At 63.2% G+C, this 18,061-nt stretch carries 17 protein-coding genes; 4 read left to right on the forward strand and 13 right to left on the reverse strand.

Annotation, left to right across the window (positions count from 1 at the left end; translation table 11 throughout):
* Positions 1-4: 4 nt before the first annotated feature.
* The 11 genes from xrtA to ACS0VV_RS06695 all read right to left on the reverse strand — a co-directional run bounded on the left by xrtA (position 5) and on the right by ACS0VV_RS06695 (position 13,766).
* Positions 5-1,516: an exosortase A gene (xrtA, locus tag ACS0VV_RS06645; protein ID WP_483531937.1), complete on the reverse strand. Its 1,512-nt coding sequence runs from the start codon at positions 1,514-1,516 to the stop codon at positions 5-7.
* A gap of 34 nt (positions 1,517-1,550) precedes the next feature.
* The gene (locus tag ACS0VV_RS06650; RefSeq protein ID WP_483531938.1) at positions 1,551-2,774 is read right to left on the reverse strand and encodes a TIGR03087 family PEP-CTERM/XrtA system glycosyltransferase; all 1,224 of its coding nucleotides are present in this window, start codon (positions 2,772-2,774) and stop codon (positions 1,551-1,553) included.
* Between the two features lie 9 nt (positions 2,775-2,783).
* Positions 2,784-3,842, reverse strand: a complete 1,059-nt coding sequence (locus ACS0VV_RS06655; RefSeq protein ID WP_483531939.1) for a FemAB family XrtA/PEP-CTERM system-associated protein — start codon at positions 3,840-3,842, stop codon at positions 2,784-2,786.
* Positions 3,839-4,762, reverse strand: coding sequence for an XrtA system polysaccharide deacetylase (locus ACS0VV_RS06660; protein WP_483531940.1), 924 nt, complete (start codon positions 4,760-4,762; stop codon positions 3,839-3,841). Before ACS0VV_RS06660 ends, ACS0VV_RS06655 begins: the two co-directional genes overlap by 4 nt.
* A gap of 15 nt (positions 4,763-4,777) precedes the next feature.
* Positions 4,778-5,932 carry an XrtA/PEP-CTERM system-associated ATPase gene (locus tag ACS0VV_RS06665; protein WP_483531941.1) on the reverse strand — a complete coding sequence of 385 codons (1,155 nt, stop codon included), beginning with the start codon at positions 5,930-5,932 and terminating at the stop codon, positions 4,778-4,780.
* 20 nt (positions 5,933-5,952) lie between these two features.
* Positions 5,953-7,605 carry a preprotein translocase subunit YajC gene (locus ACS0VV_RS06670; protein ID WP_483531942.1) on the reverse strand — a complete coding sequence of 551 codons (1,653 nt, stop codon included), beginning with the start codon at positions 7,603-7,605 and terminating at the stop codon, positions 5,953-5,955.
* 4 nt (positions 7,606-7,609) lie between these two features.
* A complete protein-coding gene (locus ACS0VV_RS06675; RefSeq protein ID WP_483531943.1) occupies positions 7,610-8,647 on the reverse strand; it encodes a P-loop NTPase family protein in 1,038 nt (345 codons plus the stop codon).
* A 10-nt stretch (positions 8,648-8,657) separates the two neighbouring features.
* Positions 8,658-10,187, reverse strand: a complete 1,530-nt coding sequence (locus tag ACS0VV_RS06680) for an XrtA system polysaccharide chain length determinant (RefSeq protein WP_483531944.1) — start codon at positions 10,185-10,187, stop codon at positions 8,658-8,660.
* 13 nt (positions 10,188-10,200) lie between these two features.
* Positions 10,201-10,845 carry an XrtA/PEP-CTERM system exopolysaccharide export protein gene (locus tag ACS0VV_RS06685; RefSeq protein WP_483531945.1) on the reverse strand — a complete coding sequence of 215 codons (645 nt, stop codon included), beginning with the start codon at positions 10,843-10,845 and terminating at the stop codon, positions 10,201-10,203.
* Between the two features lie 195 nt (positions 10,846-11,040).
* On the reverse strand, positions 11,041-12,267 hold the full coding sequence (locus ACS0VV_RS06690) for a pyridoxal-dependent decarboxylase, exosortase A system-associated (RefSeq protein ID WP_483531946.1): 1,227 nt from the start codon (positions 12,265-12,267) through the stop codon (positions 11,041-11,043).
* A complete protein-coding gene (locus ACS0VV_RS06695; RefSeq protein WP_483531947.1) occupies positions 12,264-13,766 on the reverse strand; it encodes an acyl-CoA ligase (AMP-forming), exosortase A system-associated in 1,503 nt (500 codons plus the stop codon). The genes ACS0VV_RS06690 and ACS0VV_RS06695 overlap by 4 nt, the downstream gene beginning before the upstream one ends.
* Positions 13,767-13,792: 26 nt before the next feature.
* On the opposite strand from ACS0VV_RS06695, the gene ACS0VV_RS06700 reads away from it, so the two are divergent.
* Genes ACS0VV_RS06700 through ACS0VV_RS06715 form a run of 4 tightly spaced genes read left to right on the forward strand, consistent with a single transcriptional unit; the run spans position 13,793 to position 16,556 of the window.
* Positions 13,793-14,776, forward strand: a complete 984-nt coding sequence (locus ACS0VV_RS06700; RefSeq protein WP_483531948.1) for a GNAT family N-acetyltransferase — start codon at positions 13,793-13,795, stop codon at positions 14,774-14,776.
* Positions 14,777-14,790: 14 nt separating this feature from the next.
* Positions 14,791-15,084: a phosphopantetheine-binding protein gene (locus ACS0VV_RS06705; protein WP_483531949.1), complete on the forward strand. Its 294-nt coding sequence runs from the start codon at positions 14,791-14,793 to the stop codon at positions 15,082-15,084.
* A gap of 6 nt (positions 15,085-15,090) precedes the next feature.
* Positions 15,091-15,759 carry an alpha/beta hydrolase family protein gene (locus ACS0VV_RS06710; protein WP_483531950.1) on the forward strand — a complete coding sequence of 223 codons (669 nt, stop codon included), beginning with the start codon at positions 15,091-15,093 and terminating at the stop codon, positions 15,757-15,759.
* Entirely contained in the window at positions 15,759-16,556 is a 798-nt protein-coding gene (locus tag ACS0VV_RS06715; RefSeq protein ID WP_483531951.1) for a hydrolase 1, exosortase A system-associated, read from the forward strand. Before ACS0VV_RS06710 ends, ACS0VV_RS06715 begins: the two co-directional genes overlap by 1 nt.
* Here ACS0VV_RS06715 and ACS0VV_RS06720 read toward each other — a convergent pair.
* Positions 16,515-17,714 (reverse strand): class I SAM-dependent RNA methyltransferase, encoded by a 1,200-nt coding sequence (locus ACS0VV_RS06720; RefSeq protein ID WP_483531952.1) that lies wholly within the window; start codon positions 17,712-17,714, stop codon positions 16,515-16,517. The two genes, ACS0VV_RS06715 and ACS0VV_RS06720, sit on opposite strands and share 42 nt — an antisense overlap.
* Before the next feature lie 26 nt (positions 17,715-17,740).
* Positions 17,741-18,049 carry a hypothetical protein gene (locus tag ACS0VV_RS06725; RefSeq protein ID WP_483531953.1) on the reverse strand — a complete coding sequence of 103 codons (309 nt, stop codon included), beginning with the start codon at positions 18,047-18,049 and terminating at the stop codon, positions 17,741-17,743.
* Positions 18,050-18,061: the final 12 nt, after the last annotated feature.

Below are 18,061 nucleotides of genomic sequence, written 5' to 3' on the forward strand. Positions count from 1 at the left end.
GCCGTTACTCAATCGATCCGGCGCGGTCTATCCATTCGCCAAGATCGCCGGTGGACGCGCGAAAATCGGCGACGGCTTGCACCCCATCAATACCGTTGTTTTCCTCGGCGGAGAGGATGAGCATGGCGGTGGGGCGAGCGGTGAGGAACAGGCGATCCTGCATGGTGCGCAGCTTGAGTTGCAATCCGCTGGTGCCCGTCCAGTCGCCTTTGCGGAACCATGTTTCCGCCGTGCGCCGCTGGGTGCCAAGCGCCTGGATGCGCTGCCCCGGCACGCCGTCTGCGGAAAGCGAGGCCGATTGCCAGCGCCAGTCGGTGTCCGGCGGCAAAGCACCTTGCCCAAACGCCCCCGCCTCGCGCCCCTCGCCCTGCGCAGCGTAGAGGGCAAAGACCACGTCGACGATGCGACCGTCGCCGTCACGGTAGCTACCGCGCAGAACACGGTCAGCTCCACCGGCCAAGGGTGCCCAGGGATAGCTGTTGGCTTCCGGAACCTGCGTCCATCCGGGCACTTCGGGGAGCGCCAGCGTGTCTGCAATGTCGGCTTCCAGCGCGCGGCTTTGCGCGGCCCAGAGCAATGTAGCGAGTGCCATTGCGATGCTCGCCACAAAGACTGCCCAGCCTTTGCCGTTCCAGCGTTCGAGCGATGTAAAGAATGGCAGAGCCGCGATGCTATCTGCGTCGATAAAGGCATCGTCAACCGAACGATCGAAGAACTTCCAGCCGATCGCCAGCAGCAAGCCCATCACCAGCGCGAAGAAGAACCACCCGTAAAAGATGTGGTCAAAACCGGCAGCAAAGGCGATGCCTTGCGATTGCGCGATGTAGATCGTGCCCCAAGCGCGTACGCCATTGGCAAGGATCGGCAGGACGATTGCCAGCGCCATAAAGCCGATGCGCCGCCACCATGATTGGAACAGCACGTGCGCAACCAGCGTGCCGAGCGCAATCATTGCGATCAGGAACTTGACCCCCGAACACGCCTCGGCAACTTCGAACAAGCCCCCTGGCGTATCGATAAAGACGCCCTCGATATGCGCGGGAATGCCGCTCGCATGGGTCAGCGCGATGGTGATGTCGGCGGTAATCATCTGCAACGCCGGAACCAGCTCGTCGCCGATCGGGACGAGGAACAGGCCATAGGCGAGCGGGAAGAACAGCGCCCAGGATACACGCGGGCCGAGCAAGGTCAGCACCAGCGATTGCAGGGCGAGGACAAGGCCCAAATGGCTCGCGGTCGCGGTGCCGGAGATATCTCCTAAGAGCCAGGCGAACAGCGCACCTGCCAGCGGAAGTAGCCCCGGCCACCAGCTGGCGGGCGTCAGCTTCGTGAGCTCTCCGGCTCGTTGCCATACCAGCCAGACGAGGATCGCGGGCACAAGCAGGATGTGGTTGTAGGTCGAACTGTCCCACCACTGCATCACCATTTCCGCATAATCGGAGGCGAAAAGGGCGAACAGTAGGGCCCACGCCAGCGCGAGCCGGATGAGTGGCAAGCGCCAGTGCGGCACTATCATCTCCGCAGCGAGCGCGCGACGGGGCTGGATCGCATCAAGCCGCATCGCGTTGTCCCCGCTCGGAGAAGCCCATCAAGGTTGGCAAATCGGCGAGCATTGCGGGCCAGCTCATCTGGCTTTGCACGAACTCGCGTGCGGCTTTGCCGATGGCCTCGCGCTCCGCAGGCCGGTCGAGCAAGTGCAGCGCGTGTGTTGCCAAGGCGTGATCGGTGTCGCCGATGACGACTTGCGCTCCGTGCTTGGCATCTATGCCGGTCGCGGCCTCGGGGCTGACCAGCACGCAGCGCGCCATCGCCATGGCTTCGAGCACCTTGTTCTGCACACCGCGCGCTATGGTCAGCGGCGCAGTGACGATGGTTGCGGCAGCGAGAAACGGTCGCACATCGGGCACCGCGCCCCACACGGTGACACCGTCCCGTTCGCCAAGTCTGGACACCTCGGCGGTCGGCGCGCGGCCCACGATATGGAACTGCGCAGCCGGATGCGCCTTGCGGATGCGCGGGAGAATGCCTTGCGCAAAGCGCGCTACGGCATCGATGTTCGGCGCGTAATCCATCTGTCCGGTGAAGACGAAATGCGGCCCTCCGCTCGCCAGATCGGGATGCGGTTGGGTCGCGGCAGGGTCGAAGAAATCGCAATCGATGCCGTTGCGCAAGGCCCGGATATCGCGGGCGCGTGTTGTGCGTTGGCGGAGCAAACCTGCCTCGGCCTCGCTGACCAGCAGAGTTGCATCGGCATTTGCCGCCAGCGCTTCTTCCACTCCGCGCAGCAAGCGTCCCTCGCGCGCATCAATCCAACCGCGCGGGCCGCCGCGATCGAGCGCATAGGCTTCGAACTTGGCGCTATCGACATCGACCAGATCGACGATCAGGCGCCCCTTCCAGTCCGCCGGAACATATTGCCCCATCTGGCCGGAAAAGACGTAGATCGCGCTGATATTGCGCTCGGCCAAAGTGCGCCGCACCCAGTCCTGCAGGGCTTGCGAGCGGAACGCGGCAAGGCTCACCGGCTCGCGGCGGATCAGTGCCTCGACGCCTGCCAGACTGACCGGTTTGGAGCGGCGCGGCATCGCATGGCTGGCGGCGAGCGCAGCCAGTTCATGCTCATGCGCGAAATCGCTCTCGTCCTCGGCAAGGCAGCCGACATGGACGGGAGCGATTTGCGCCAACGCCTTCAGCACATGATGCGAGCGGATCTTGTCGCCGCGATCCGGCGGGAACGGCAGGCGATGTGCAAGGAAGAGGATTTCGCCACTCACCTGCGCCCCCTAGCCCAGCCCGCGTGCGATCAGCGGGCCGATACGATTGGCGAGCGGAAGCGGCAGCTTCTTCCAAAGCTCAATACGGCGCTGGTTTTCCGCACTTGTGGGGTCAGCACCGCGCTTGGCAAAGCCGGGTGCCGTCCAACTGGCATAGCTGAGCGGTTCGGGTGTGAAGCCCCAATTCTTCTTGAAGCTGTAAGGCCCGCTACCCGTCTTGCTACGCCCGAAATCAAACCGGTCGCACCCGCATTTGCGTGCATGGCACATCAGCGCGTAATACATCCGGTCATTGGCCCGCAGAGTGCGCGCATCCCACGTACCACCCCCCCAATAAGGCATCACCGCGCCATCGTGATAGAGCGACAACACGCTGGCAATTGCGCGTCCTTCATGTCGCACCGTAAGGATATCGGCGTCGAGCATGTCCATCACGGCATCGAAAAGGCTGCGCGGGAACACTGGCGTGCCGAGATTGCGCACGCTTTCGGCATAGACCGCGTAATGCGCCGCGCGCTCGGCTTCATCGCGGCCAACACTCACGTCGAGATCGAAAGTCAGTGAGCGGCGAACCTCGGCGCGCTGCTTGCGGGGAATGGCGAGCAATTGCGCTTCGTCATCTTCCGCCAGCGGAGCGACGAAGCCGCAATGGCTGTCGGTGGTGACATCCCACCCCTCGCCCGCCATGCCACCGCGTAGCTCGATGCTCGGGCAGGAGAGGCGCTGGGCGTATTCGGTGGCGGCATCGCACAGAAGCTGCGCGGTTGCCGGATCGTCCGTCAGCACGCCGCCCTCGACAGCAAAGCCGCTAGAAGCAAGGACGCGGCCAAAAATCGGCGAATGCACTTCGCTGAGCGGAAGCCATCCGGTAACCGCGCCGCCTTTCTCCGCCAGCAGGCCTCGCGCACGATTGCCGGTGCCCGCTTCTACAGCGGCGAGCCAGGCCGGGCGAAGGAAGACCGAGCCACGGCGTTCGGCCACAAAGCCTTCGATCCGCGTCACCTCATCGGGCTGGCGCAAATCGGCAATGCGGACGGTTTCGCGGGTCAAGGCGAAGGGCGCGTTCATATGCCCATCTTGCTCCGTTCGGCCTTTTCGGCGGCGATACGGGCGCTTTCGCGGTGCGCGATAAGGTCAATCCGGCCCCAGGAAAACTCCTTGATAAGCTGGCCGAGCTTGTCCGCCATATGCTCCAGATTGGTATAGTGCCGCAGGCGCGATCGCAGCGGCGCACCCGCCACACGCGGTTGGCCGGGATCGATTTCCCACGGGTGGAAATAGAAGATCGCAGGGCGCTCTTCTTGCCGGTTCACTTGCCGGATAGCCCAGCGGCTGAAGGCGTAGGGCAGCACGCGGAAAAACCCGCCGCCGCCTGCCGCAAGCCGCTTGCCGCGAAACACTGCTGTGGTCACCGGCAGTTCGATCAGGCTGTGCCACGGGATCGGGTTGAAAGCGAAGCGCGGCGCCTCGGCCCACCCGTAATGGTCATGCGCAATGGGTGCGACGCTGCTCGAATAGAGATAGCCCTGCTCTGCCAGCTCGGCAAATGCCCAGGGCGTGCGATGGTCTATCGAGAAGCTTGGCGCACGATAGCCGATCACCCTTTTGCCGCAGCAATCCTCGATCGTCTTGCGCGTCTTCTCGATATCGCGGGCGAATGTCGGGCGATCCATGCGGAACACCCGCTCGTGGTCCCAGCCATGGCTGGCGACCTCATGTCCGCGCTTCGCAATCTCGCGAAGCAACGGGCCGTGCCGTGCTGCGACCCAGCCCAGCGTGAAGAATGTCGCGCTGGCATTGGCTTCGTCAAACAGGTCGAGGATCGCGTGGACATTGCGTTCCACACGGTCATCCAGCGTGCCCCAGCTGTCGCGCTCGATAACATCCTCGAACGCGCCAACCTGGAACCAGTCCTCCACATCGACGGAGAGCCCGTTGACGATGCGCGGCTGCGTGTCCTGTTCTGTATTGAAAGCGATGGCGTTCACCGCGCTCGCCTCCTGTTAAGCGGCCTTGCTCGAATCCATTTCGCTTTCGATCCACTCGATCAGCATGGTGAGCGTCTGGCGGATCGAGCGTTCCTGTTCGAAACAGCGGGCTTCGATGCGGGCGACCTGTTCGCGCATCAGTTCGATTTCCGGCGCGACCGCGCTGCTGACCGCGGCATCGGTCTGGTTGGAAATCTCGACAATCGCCTGCTGCAATTCGGCGATCTGCGCATCGCGTTCGGCGAGCGCGGCTTCGAATTGCTGCATATCGACCCGCGGGACGGTGGGCATGGCCTTCACCGGCTCGAACTCGGGCTCCTTCTGCTTCAGGGCAGACGGCGCAGCGGAGGGGAAGGCGCGCTCGGCCTCCATTTCGCGGAGAACGGACTGCAACATCGAAGCATCGATGCGGTTGCGTTCTTCAACCGCGCCCAGCAACAGCAGGCGGTTCGCAATCTGGTTCACCCGGCGCGGGATACCGCCCGATGCTTCGTAAAGCTCGGCGTACACGCGCTGGTCAAACGCCGGATTGCCTTCCCAGCCCACCTTTTCGAGGCGGTGGATGATGTACGGCTCAATCTCGCTCTTCTGCATCGGTTCGAGATGATGCGCTGCAATCACGCGCTGGCGCAGCTGTTCGAGGTTCGCATCATTCTGCAAAGTCGTGCGGAATTCGGGCTGGCCGAGCAGCAGCGTCTGCATCAGCGGGTGGTTGCCCAACTGGAAGTTGGAGAACATCCGCAGCTCTTCGAGCGCAGGCACCGAAAGGTTCTGCGATTCGTCGATCACCAGCAGCACGCGGCGGCCCGATCGGGCTTCGTCATGCAGGAAGTTCTCGATCTCTGTCAGCGCGGTAGCCTTGTCGTGGCCTTCGACATCCAGACCCATGGAGGCGGCGACCACATGGACGATCTCGTCCTCGTTCAGCTTGCTCGTCACGATCTGCGCCACCGTCACCGCATTGGTGTCGAGGCTTTCCATCATGTGCGCGACCAGCGTCGATTTGCCCGAACCGATCTCGCCGGTGATGACGATGAAGCCCTCACCCTGCGCGAGGCCGTAACCGAGATAGGACAGCGCCTTGCGGTGCGTGATCGAACGGAAATAGAATTCCGGATCGGGCGTCAGCTGGAAAGGCTTGCCGGAGAGGCCGTAGAAATTGTCAAACATGGGTCTGGTCTCCCTTGGACCTATCGGAAGGTGTAGCGCAGGCCGAGAAGGGCCGATGCGTTCGAGAAATTGGTATCGTCATCGCGGTTGATGCCATCGACGCCCACAGCGGCGGTTGCCCCCAGCCCTTCGATGATCTGGCGATCATAGGCAGCGCTGACGCTGTAGCCCCAGCCATCGACGGAGCCGCCAAACCCGCTTTCAAAGCGGTTGACGGTGCCCCCGACATTAAGCTGCGACTGGCGATCAAGCTGGCGCCCGACATAGCCGGCGAGGTAGTAATTCTCGTCGATCACGCCATCGATTGCGGCAAGAACGGTGTTCTCCGCGCCGATAAAGCTGCGACGGTCATAGCCTGCGCCAAGCCCGTAGGACGTGCGGCCTTCGCTCGCACCGTAGCTGAGCGAAACGCCACGGCTGCGGAACACGGCAGAGCGCAGCGAGCCAAGGCGCGCCAGCGCACAACCATCGCCGTCGGAGGAGCCAACCACGCAGCCGCCCAGATCACCCGTCACCGGATTGCGGAAGGCCTGGAAGTCGGTGCCCAGCTCGTTCAGCGCGCCAGTCACCTGACCGCCAAAGCTGTTGATCCCGTCATAAACGTTGATCGCGAATTGCGAGTTTTCGTTCGGCGAATAGCTGAACGCCCCGTAATAGGTGGTCGAGCCGTAGCGGCGGCCAACCTGTGCCTGCAATTGCGTACGGCGGCTCGGACGCCACATCACGCCCGCATCCCAGATCAGGCCTTCGGTCTCGTAAGCAATCTGGCGCGGCGCGCTATCATCGGTGACGAAGCGGCCATCGGGGCCGATCACCGGATCACCATTCACATCTCGCACCGCATCGCGGCTCGAGACTTCGACCTGTTCGTATCCGACACCGCCGATCAGCGCGAGGCTGGGTGTGACGGGAATGGTGATGTCGGCCCGCGCGTAACGGTCGTCAATGCGCTGGTCGAGGTTCGATACGTCCTGACGGTTCCAGCCTGCGCCAACGCCAACACCCACGGGGAGCACGGTATCGGGGGCAAAGCCTGCCCGCACGCCGACATTGTGGGTGATCGCCTCGTCAAAGATGTCCGTCGGGCCGGTGGTCGGATCGATGACGATCGCATCGGTCGCTTCAACCCGCGTGTAGCCGATGCGGTAAGCGCCGGTCACTTCGGCCTGGCCGATCTGCGTGCGCACAGCCGGGCCAGCGAACACCGAGTAAAGCTGGCTTGTCGCATCATCGTCGATGCCGAAGTTGCCGGTGCTCGTGCCGCCATTCGATTCGACGCGGGTACGCGAGGCAAGCCCACCGACTTCGAATGTGGCGTCGGGGCCGCTCATCGCAAGCGAAGCGCGCGCAATGCCCGAGAAGGTATCGGTATCGGGAACCGTATCGTCATAACCGATGCGTCGCTCGTAACGCAGCGAGACGGCAGCCTGCGAATTGCGACCGGTCAACCCAGCATCCACGCCTGCGGCAACGCGGGTATAGGTCACGATATCGTCGCCGGGCGAAAGCTCGGCGGTAACAACCTGCGCGGCCTCGATATAGGGCGCGATTTCTACGCCGCGCGTGGCCGAGCGGTATTCTTCGCCGCCCTCCCCGCCGGGATCGCGTTCTTGCGCCTGCGCCGAAACCGGCACCAGCGCCATGGCCAGCAATGTGGTGAGTGTCATACGCATGGGATCATGCCTCCTGCCCGTAATAGGCACCAAAGCGGCGCCCGCTGGGGCTGAAATGCGCTGCATTGAGCAGCAGCTTGAGATCGGGACAGGCCGAAAGCAGCGTCAGCGCATCTTCCAACGCGCTTTGTCCCGTACGGTCGGCACGGGCGACGACAATCGCCTGACCGACATGGTTGGCAAGCTCGGCTGCGGGCGAAGCCGCAAGCGCGGGCGAACTGTCGAAAATGACAATGCGGTTGGGCGCAGCGCGGGTCAGGCGGTCGAGCACTTCGCCGGTGCGTTCGCTCGCCAGATATTCGCTGTCCGACGTCGTGTGGTTGCCCGCGGGCAAGACGTAAAGTCCCGCTACATCGGTCGTCATAACGCAGTCTTCCACCTTGAGGTCTTTGCGCGCCAGCGCGTCCATGAAGCCGGGGCCGCGCGGCAGGCCGAGCATGGAGAGCACTGATGGCTTGGCGAAATCGGCATCGACCAACAGGACTTCGCTGTCCTTCTCCGCTGCCAGCGCCAGCGCCAGATTGACCGCGCAGTAGCTCTTCCCTTCGTTCGGATGCGGCGAGCAGACTAAGACGCGCTGAGCGAGCTGGCCAGAGCCCGATTCGCGCGCCTTGCGCACTGATTGCAGCACCTGCCGCTTCACAATGCGGAACTCTTCGAGCAGCATGGTGGCTTGCGCGTCGGGTTGGATCAGCCCGTAAGTGGCAAGCGCATCGCGGTCGATAGGGTGAACCTTCCCCGAGAATTTCACATCCTCGTACACCGGCTCCGGCTCGGGGGCAGGTGCGGGCGGCGCGACAGGCACGGCCGCCGCAACCGGTGCTGCTGCCAGTTCCCTCGGCGGCATCCGTCCGGCGAGCGCCTCACCCAGTGATACCTCGCGCGCCGCCTCAGGCGCACGCTTGGGCTTGCGGCGGTTGACCGGCTTGGCGAGCGTCTTGGGCACCGGAGCGGGATGGAAATCCCCTCCGAGACCGAAGAAGTTTTCCGCCCGCTCAAACAGCGATTTGCCGGGCGTGGGGATTTTGCGGTGTTCTGTCATATCCCTCTCCTCACGCCACATTGCTGCGCTGGATGAATTCGACGCCGACAAGCACGATGCAGAGCACGCCCAGCCCGCCCAATCCGGCAGCGAAGTATTTGAACCGCTTGCGGCGCAGATCGCGGCCGGCTTCGGTAAAGGTGTGGGTGATCGTGCCGACCACCGGCAGGCCGAATGTTCGTTCGAGCTGATTGGCCGTGGCGAAAGTCGAGCCGAGCTTGCTCAGTGCGTAAGCCACGCCCGCACCAGCTCCCAAACCGGCAATCAGAACGCCAAACAAAAGCAACGGACGATTGGGAGCCGACGGCGCGCGCGGGGTTGTCGGCGGGTCGATCACTTCGAATTGCAGCGCATTGTTCTGGCTCGCAAGTTGGTCGCTCAACCGCAGTTCCTCGCGGTCTTCGAGCAGCTCGTCATACTGTTCGCGCAGCACTTCATAATCGCGGCTGATACGCTGTGCCTCGGCCGCAGCGCCGGGTTCGCGTGCGGCGCTGGCGTTGATCGAGGCGATCTCGGCCCGCAACGCAGCGGCCCGCGATTGCAGCGACATCACATTCGACTGGCGTTCGCCAAGCGAGGCTTGCAACGAGCTGTAAGCCGGATTGGGAATACCGCCGCCACCGCCGCCGCCACCGGAACCTGCCGAGCGTTCGCGCAGGCTGGCGACAGTGCGTTCGGCCGCGATGATATCGGGGTGCGAATCAGTCAGACCGCGCGCACGCAACGCTGCGAGCTGGCCTTCAGCCTGCGAGAGCGCCGTCGGCGCTGCCGCTCCGCCGCCTCCGACATTGATCGTGCGCGGCGTGCCAGCAAGCTGGCCCTGCAAGGATGCAAGCGAGGCCTGCGCCGCTGCCAGATCGGCTTCCACACTGCGCAGTTCCGCGCGGGTCGAGGCCATTTGCGTCGCAATCGCCTCCGCGCCGCCGATCAATTCGGGATTTGCCGATTCGAAAGCGAGACGACGCTCTTCAGCCGCGGCCAGCTCTTCCTCGCGTTCGGCGAGCTGGCGATTGAGGAATTCGATCGAGTCCTCCATTTCGCCGCGCGCCCCGCCAAGATTCTCTTCGCGGAAAATGTCGATCATGCGCTGGGCAATGGTCTGGGCGAGTTCCGCGTTCTCCGCATCTGAGAGATTGCCACGACCACTTTGCGCGGTGATCTCGAAGATGTTCTCGCCTTCGCTCACCACGCTGATTTGCTTGGCCAACCCTTCGCGTGCGGCTTCCATTTCCACCGGGGTGGAAACCGAATCGCCGATGCGGGTCGAGCGGATGATGGTTTCGAGATTTTGCGCGCTCACCAGCGTCTGGCGGATGCGGTCGATCTGCCGTTCGCGGGCGTTTGCGCCGACGCCAATCTGTTCGGCCAGCGCATCGTCCACCTGGACGAAGATTTTTGCTTCCGATTCGTAAGTATTCGGCATCAGCGACACCACCAACCAGCCGAGCAGACACACGCCCCATGCGATGGCGAGCGCCATCCAGCGGCGGTTCCACACAGCCCACAGGCCGGCGCGCAGTTCTTCGAGGATCTGGTTCAAGCCCCCAACTCCCTCAGAAGAAACTTTCCGGGATGATGATCACATCACCCGGCTGCAGCAGCACGTTGGCATCGCTATCGCCGCGGCGCAGCAAATCGTTGAGGCGCAGATCATATTCGGTCTGCTCACCCGTCTGGCGATCAATCCGGATCAGGCGGGCGCGGTTGCCAGCGGCATACTCGGACAGCCCCCCCACCGCGATCATCGCGTCGAGCAATGTCATATTGGCGCGATAGTTAAGCGATGCGGGCTGCGCCGTAGCGCCGACGATGCGCACCTGCTGGTTAATCGCACCGGCAAATTCGGTAACGATGACCGTTACGATCGGATCTTCGATATATTGCGAAAGCTGCAGGCGGATATCCTCGGCCAGCATTGTCGGGGTCTTGCCCACGGCGGGCATATCCGAAACCAGCGGCGTGGTGATGCGGCCATCAGGGCGCACCTGCACCTCGGCACCCAACTCGTCATTGCGCCATACGTGGATGGTCAGTTTGTCGAGGGGCCCGATGACATAGTCCTCGCTCGGCCCTTCCTGGAGCGGGGTGAGCCGCGCGGGCGCCAGCGAATTGCCGGTAGAGCCACCAGCGCAGCCGGACAATGCAATGGCCATGGCAGCGGTTGCCAGAAGCGTTTTTGCCGTAAATTTCGTTCGCATCGAATGCGTCCTCGAACAGTCTTGGACGATCCGCTGACGCTGGCCTAATCACCGCGCACGCATTTCGTCCCTTGGGATCCGGGGATGCTTCTCGCCAAAAAGGGTGAACATTGCGTTATCCTTGGGTGCCTGAACCAAGGAATCTGGGCACTTTTCGCGGGCTGTCCCGCTCTGGGACGCTGTCGGAGGCAGGTGTTAGACCAGCATTTCCTTTGCCGCGCCCTGGCCCAGAAAGGCGGCAGGGCTGGCTGATGCACCATAGGCTCCGGCGCAGAAAACCGCGACCAGATCGCCTATATCGGCGCGCGGCAGGTGGGCCTGATCCGCCAACCGGTCGAGCGGGGTGCACAGGCAGCCGACGATATTGACGATTTCTTCCGGCGCACTTGCGTATTTGCTCGCAATTGCAGCGGGATAATTGCGCCGCACCACGGTCCCAAAATTGCCGGATGCCGCCAATTGGTGGTGCAGACCGCCATCGGTGACGAGAAAGGTCGTGTCGTGGCTCACCTTGCGGTCGACGATGCGGCACAGATAAACGCCAGCCTCGCCCACGAGGTAGCGGCCCAGCTCTATGGCGAAGTCGGTTTCCGCCAAATTGTCCGGCAAATTGGCGAAGCGCTCCTTCAGTGCCGCGCCCACCGCTGCAAGGTCGAGCGGCGTGTCACGGTCGAAATAGGGGATGCCGAAACCGCCACCCATATTGAGATGGGGCACATCGACGCCCGCTTCCTCTGCCAAGCGAGACGCGAGCGCCAGCACATTTGCCTGAGTCTCGATTATCGCCTCGGCATCAAGCGCTTGACTGCCAGTGTAGATATGAAATCCGCGCCAATGTGCGCCAGCATCGACCAGCTCGCGGGCGAGCTTGGGGACGCGGTCTTCGTCGATCCCGAAGGGCTTGGCGCCACCCCCCATCTTCATGCCCGACCCGCGCATTTCGAAGGACGGATTAACGCGGATGGCGAGACGTGGAGCCACACCCAAGACCTTGCCTGCTTCCAAAGCACGCTCGGCCTCGCCCTCGGATTCCAGATTGAGTGTAACGCCCGCCTTGATCGCCTCGTGCAGTTCGCGGTCGCGTTTGCCGGGGCCGGCAAAGCTGATTTCGCGCGGCAGGAAGCCCGCGTCGCGCGCCATCACCAATTCGCCGCCAGAGGCAATGTCGAGTCCGTCGACAACGTCGGCCATGAATTCGAGCAACGGCGCGTAAGGGTTTGCCTTCATGGCATAATGCAGTCGAATGCGTTCGGGCAAAGCGCTGCGCAACTCGGCAATCCGTCGCGCAATCGCGTCGCGTGAATAGACGAAGAGCGGCGTGTCGCCCGCCTCCTTGACCAAGGCCGAAACCTTACGCCCGCCGATGGCGAGTTCGCCGTCCAGCATATCGAAATAGCGAGGGATCGGGCCAAGCGGCTTCATTGCGCTTCCGCCTTTAACCGGCTGCGATCGATCTTGCCATTGGGGTTGAGCGGCATGGCTTCAACCCAGCGGATGACGTGCGGCTGCATGAAATTGGGCAGATCGCGGCGGAGTGCAGTGCGAAGGGCTTCCTCGTCACCTGCACCGCGCACAACCAGATGGATCGCGTGACCAAGCCGATCGTCGGCAACGCCAAAGGCAACCGCTTCCTCGACCAGATCGCTGGCCACGGCAGCATCCTCTATTTCCTGCGGGCTGATGCGATTGCCGCTGCTCTTGATCATCGCATCGTCTCTGCCAACAAAGTAGAGCAAACCATTGCTTTCCCGCCGAACATTGTCGCCCGACCAAACGGCAGCTCCGCCATACTCGGACGCTTTTGGCGCAGGCTTGAACCGTTGCGCCGTGCGCTCCGCATCCTGCCAATATCCTTGCGCAACCAGCGGCCCGCAATGAACGAGCTCGCCCTCGGCAGCGATTTCGCCCGCGCCATCAACCACCAGAATTTCCGCAAAGGGAATGGCGGTGCCCATCGATGTCGGAAATTCGTCTACCATCGAAGGATCAAGATAGGTCGAGCGGAATGCCTCGGTCAGCCCGTACATCGGAAAAAGCCGCGCGTCGGGGAATTGCTTACGCAGATCGCGAACGAGCTCTTCGCTCAGCGCACCGCCGCTATTGGTCAGCCGCCGCATCGCCGCGACCGCCTCGGGGGGCCACTCCTGCTCGGTCAACTGCAACCACAGGGGCGGAACCGCAGCCAGCGTGGTGATTGCGTGCTTCGCGCAAGCCTTGGTAACATCGCGCGGGGTCAGATAATCGAGCGGCACCACGCTGCCGCCCGCATACCACGTCGAAAGCAGCTGGTTCTGCCCGTAATCGAAGCTCAATGGCAGCACCGCGAGCGTCACGTCATCGCGCGCCATGTCGAGATAATGCGCCACGCTGACCGCGCCGAGCCAGAGGTTGGCATGGCTCAGCATCACGCCCTTGGGCCGCCCGGTCGAACCGCTGGTGTAGAGGATTGCGCACAGCGCATCGGGATCGGCGATCGATGCTGGCAGACTTACGGCAAAGCCGTCGAGCAGATCGTAAAGTTCGGTTTCCTCCACGATTGCGCAATCCGCAGGCAAGCCGCCGTGTTCCAGCGAGTCCAAGCGGCCTTTGTTGACGATCAGCAGGCTGGCCGCACAATCGGCGAGGATATGCTGAACCTGTGCCCGTTTAAGCAACGGATTGATCGGCACATGAACCAGCCCCGCACGCGCTGCGGCGAGCGGCATAAGGCAGGTCAATTCCCCCTTCCCCGCCCATGTCGCCACACGCGCGCCCGGTTCGGGAACGCGCTCGGCCAACCACGCTGCCAGCCTGCCGACACGGCTTCTTAAGTCCTTCCAGCTAAGGGTTTCCTTGCGCAGGATCAGCGCCGGATCATCGTCCGCCCCGCATTCTGCGAGGTGATCGAGCGGCCGGGGAACGGGATCGGGCGTGATGGACATCGGGCCTCTAGGGAAACGGGAACGCGGTGACGGCGATCAGCTATCACGACACGGTTAAGGAGTTGCAAGGCCTTGATTGGTCTGGCGACGGCCCGTTCGCGCGGCTTGAGTGGTTCGCGCTATTGGAAAATGCCGATTTGCGACCGCTATATGCGCTCTCCAAGAGCGAAGAGTTTCCGCCATTGTGCCTGCCCCTCAACCGAACCCAAGCCGGTTTGGAGGCGCTCACCAACTGGTATGCATTCACGTGGCATAGTCTGGGCATAATCGATTCAACCAGCGAAACCGCGCTTGTCGAGCTTGCCCGCGACCTTCGGCAGCAGGCAAACCGGCTAGATCTCACCAAACTGGAAGAATCGGATTCCGCGATTACGGCCCGCGCATTTCGACGGGCAGGCTGGATGGTTTTCCGGTCACCGTGCGACACCAACCACATTCTGCCGGTCAATGGGCGCAGCTATACGGAGTATATCGCTGCTCGCCCTGGCCGCTTGCGAACAACGTTGAAGCGCAAGGCCAAGAAGGTGGATGTAACTCTCACCTCGGAATTCTCCGCAGAAGAGTGGTCGGCATATGAGTCGATTTACGCGCAAAGCTGGAAGCCCGGGGAAGGCGATCCCGACCTCCTCCGCAGATTTGCCGAAATGGAAAGCGCAGCCGGTCGCTACCGTTTCGCAATGGCGCGCCATGAAGGCGAGCCCGTCGCCGCACAGTTCTGGACGGTCGACAATGGCACGGCCTACATCCACAAACTCGCGCACCTACCGTCTGCGGAAAACCTCTCGCCCGGGACCACGCTTACTGCTTCGTTGATGGAGCGCGTTATCGACATCGACCGTGTCACGCTCGTCGATTTCGGCACGGGTGATGATGCCTACAAACGCGACTGGATGGAAGAAACGCGCAAGCGCTGGCAACTCACTTGCTTGCGCCCCGACGCTCCGCGCAACTGGCCCATGCTGGCCAAGGGCTTCATTCGTAAACTTGTCAGCCGCCCCGTCTCTGGCTAAGCCCCTCGCCCATTATGGCAAGCAATCTTCCCGTGCCCGTCGAAGACACTGGCGATACCGAACTGATCCTGCGGCAGGTGCTGCAGGATGTGCTGGGACTGTCGCTCGAACGTGCGGCGGAACTCGACGAGGACTCGGGACTGTTCGGCCATTTGCCGGAACTCGATTCGATGGCGGTCGCAGGCCTCCTCACCGAGCTGGAAGACCGGCTCGACATTATTATCGAGGATGATGATGTCGATGGTGAAATGCTGGAGACATTCGGCGGTTTGCTGGCGTTTCTCGCCAACAAGCGCAGCGATAGCTAGGCGGCAATGCTGACAACGGGTGTGTGGCACAGCCCTGTTGGCGGGCCGACACGTCTGGTTTCCGCAGGCGATCCCGTAGGGCCCAAGGCGCGGCTGCTTATCCTGCCTGCCTTGTTCGACGAAGGCCACAAGCTCCGGCGCCTTACGGTCAACGTGATGCGGATGCTGGCGGACTGCGGTATTGCCAGCTTTATGTTCGATCCGGCCGGCCTGATGGAAAGCGCGCATCCGCTGAGCGAGACCACGTTAGAGGACTGGCGCAATGAGGCCGAGGCGGCGGCAAAGGGCCTGTCGGCAACGCACATTCTCGCCATTCGCGGCGGTGCACTGATCGCGCGGGAACGCGCCAATCTGCTGCATTACGCCCCGCTCCAAGGCAAATCGCTGCTGCGAGCGATGCTGCGAGCGCGGATTATCGCCGATAAGGAAGCGGGTACCCCAACGACTCAGGAAGACCTCGTCGCGCGCGGGCGGAGCGAGGGGTTGCGACTGGCGGGATATGCGCTCTCACCTGCGATGGTCGGCCAGTTGGAGGCAGCTACCCACCCGCAAGCGGCGCGCACCATTGCGCAAAGCGAGCTTGGCGGCGCGGCGTTGTGGCTGCGGGCCGAAGCGTCATACGAGCAAGAGCAAGCACGCCAACTCGCCCGCCTCGTTACTGAGTGGGCCAGCTGATGCGCGAACATTTCACTTTTAGCGTAGAAGGCCCGCAATGCCACGCGACGCTGGATGATGGCGCGAAACCGGTCGGCCTGCTGATCGTCACCGGCGGCAATGAAATCCGCAGCGGTGCCTTCGCCGGACAGGCACGGATCGCGGCCCGGATCGCGGCCAAGGGCTATCCCGTTCTCCGCTTCGACCGGCGTGGTGTCGGCGATAGCGAGGGCGAGAATGGCGAGTTTCAAAACTCCGCGCCCGACATCGCCGCAGCCCTGGACGCCTTCAGGGCACGCAAGCCGGAGCTTCGCGCGGTCGCCGGTTTCGGCATTTGCGATGGCGCGGCGGCGCTGATGCTGGCGCATGGCGCGCCATGCAGCGCCCTCGTGCTGGCTAATCCGTGGACGTTTGACGATGGTTCTGGCGGCGCGATGCCCGCAGAGGCCATTCGCGAACGGTATGCCGCGAAGCTGAAAGACCCGGCAGAATGGAAGCGATTGCTCAGCGGAGGAGTGAACCTGCGCAAGCTCCTTGGCGGGCTGAAGGCTGCGCGCAACACCACACCGCCGCCGCCCTCAAATCTGCTCGAAGCACTCCAGACAGGCATTGCTGATTTTACCGGCGACATCCGGTTCCTTGCGGCCAAGCGTGATCGCACGGGGGCAGCATTTCTGTCGGCGTGGGGCGAGGATGCGCGGATTGCCGTGAGCGCCACCGCTGATCATGCCTTCTCAGATCCTGCGGATCAGGAATGGCTGGTCCAGCACCTGCTCTCAGCGCTTGATGAACAGGCTCGCCAGCTCGACATGGGTTGACCAGAGGAACTGGCCAACAGGGCGTAATTCGGCCAGTTCGTAGCCCGCTTCCTTCAACATTACGCTATCCTTCGACCAGCTCGAGGGATTGCAGCTGATATAGACGACGCGCGAAACTCCGCTCGCCGCGATTTGCTCGACCTGCGCCCGCGCACCGGCGCGCGGCGGGTCGAGGACGATGCCGTCAAATGCCGACAGCTCGTCGGCGCGCAGGGGATTGCGGAACAGGTCGCGGTGCGCGGTTTCCAGCGGCAGCCGTGCGGCGCTGGCAGCACTGCGCAGGGCGAGGATCGCCGCGCGATCAGCCTCGGCCGCCAGAACCTTCGCTTTAGCGGAGAGCGGAAGCGCAAAAGTGCCAAGGCCGGCAAACAGGTCGGCAACATTGGTGCAGCCATCGAGCCAACTGCTCGCCGCCTCCACCAGCGTCGCCTCACCCCACACGGTCGGTTGCAAGAACGCGCCGGAGGGAAAGGCGACAGGCACCCCGCCCAGCGTCACCGACACCGGCTCCGGCTCCCAGAACCCCTCTGCGCCGTACCCATGATCGAGCGTCAGCCGCGCCAGCCGCTGATCGCGGCAGAAATCGAGCAAATCCTCGGTCTGGTCGAGTCCTTCGGGCATGAACCCTTTCAGGCCCAGATCGACCCCCTGATCGGCCAGCGTCAGTTCGATATCGATGCTATACCGGCCTTGCAGGCGGGCGAGATACTTGCGCAAGGGAGCAATCAGCGCAAACAGGCGCGGGTCGAGCACATGGCATTCGGCCAGATCGACAATCTTGTGCGTCCCACTCTGGGTAAATCCGATCAGCGGCCTGCCCCCGCCATTGATCGCCCGCATACTGGCGCGGCGGCGGCTGTGCGTGGGCGAGATGGCGGGCGGCGCGATAATGGCCGGGTCAAGAGCATTGGCCTCTGCCGCATTGGCAACGCGGTCGTTCACGAATTGCGCGAAGGCGGCAGAGTCGAGATGCTGCAACTCGCAGCCGCCACAGGTGCCGAAATGGCGGCAGGGCGGCGTGGCATAATGCGCGCCGCGCGTAATCGCACCATCGCTTGTCACGAGATCGCCCGGCGCGGTTCCGGCGATATGCCGCCCGCTGGCGGTCACGCCGTCACCGCGTGCGGCGATGCGGAGAATTTCCTCTGGCTGGCTCACGTTATTGCCTTGCCCCGCTAGCCACCTTACTCACTGACCGGCAGGCGATAGCGATCTGCGCCCACACGCACTTCGATCATGCCTTCGCCGGGCACGACTTCGGCAGGCTGCATTCCGTCGGCGGTAATGATCCCCTCGCCCGGCACGCCCAGTTCGAAGCGGCGGAACGCGCCATCGGGGTGGCGGACGATCAGGATGCTCGCGCCCTCGTCCTCGGCCCGCTCCATCGTGCAATCGGGGGCGAAAGCAGAGGCACCATTGATTGCGCATTCGACAGTTGGCAGCGATGCGTTTTCCTCCGCCAGCTCGCACGCGGACGCCGACAGCAGGATCAAGGGGGCGAGTGC

The sequence above is a fragment of the Aurantiacibacter sp. KMU-128 genome, assembly GCF_056933515.1.

Coding starts and splice junctions, on each gene's coding strand:
- ACS0VV_RS06705 (WP_483531949.1), top strand. CDS start 14,791: ATGGCAAGCAATCTTCCCGTGCCCGTCGAAGACACTGGCGATACCGAA.
- ACS0VV_RS06670 (WP_483531942.1), bottom strand. CDS start 7,605: ATGCGTATGACACTCACCACATTGCTGGCCATGGCGCTGGTGCCGGTT.
- ACS0VV_RS06715 (WP_483531951.1), top strand. CDS start 15,759: ATGCGCGAACATTTCACTTTTAGCGTAGAAGGCCCGCAATGCCACGCG.
- xrtA (WP_483531937.1), bottom strand. CDS start 1,516: ATGATAGTGCCGCACTGGCGCTTGCCACTCATCCGGCTCGCGCTGGCG.
- ACS0VV_RS06685 (WP_483531945.1), bottom strand. CDS start 10,845: ATGCGAACGAAATTTACGGCAAAAACGCTTCTGGCAACCGCTGCCATG.
- ACS0VV_RS06690 (WP_483531946.1), bottom strand. CDS start 12,267: ATGAAGCCGCTTGGCCCGATCCCTCGCTATTTCGATATGCTGGACGGC.
- ACS0VV_RS06675 (WP_483531943.1), bottom strand. CDS start 8,647: ATGACAGAACACCGCAAAATCCCCACGCCCGGCAAATCGCTGTTTGAG.
- ACS0VV_RS06665 (WP_483531941.1), bottom strand. CDS start 5,932: ATGTTTGACAATTTCTACGGCCTCTCCGGCAAGCCTTTCCAGCTGACG.
- ACS0VV_RS06710 (WP_483531950.1), top strand. CDS start 15,091: ATGCTGACAACGGGTGTGTGGCACAGCCCTGTTGGCGGGCCGACACGT.
- ACS0VV_RS06655 (WP_483531939.1), bottom strand. CDS start 3,842: ATGAACGCGCCCTTCGCCTTGACCCGCGAAACCGTCCGCATTGCCGAT.
- ACS0VV_RS06695 (WP_483531947.1), bottom strand. CDS start 13,766: ATGTCCATCACGCCCGATCCCGTTCCCCGGCCGCTCGATCACCTCGCA.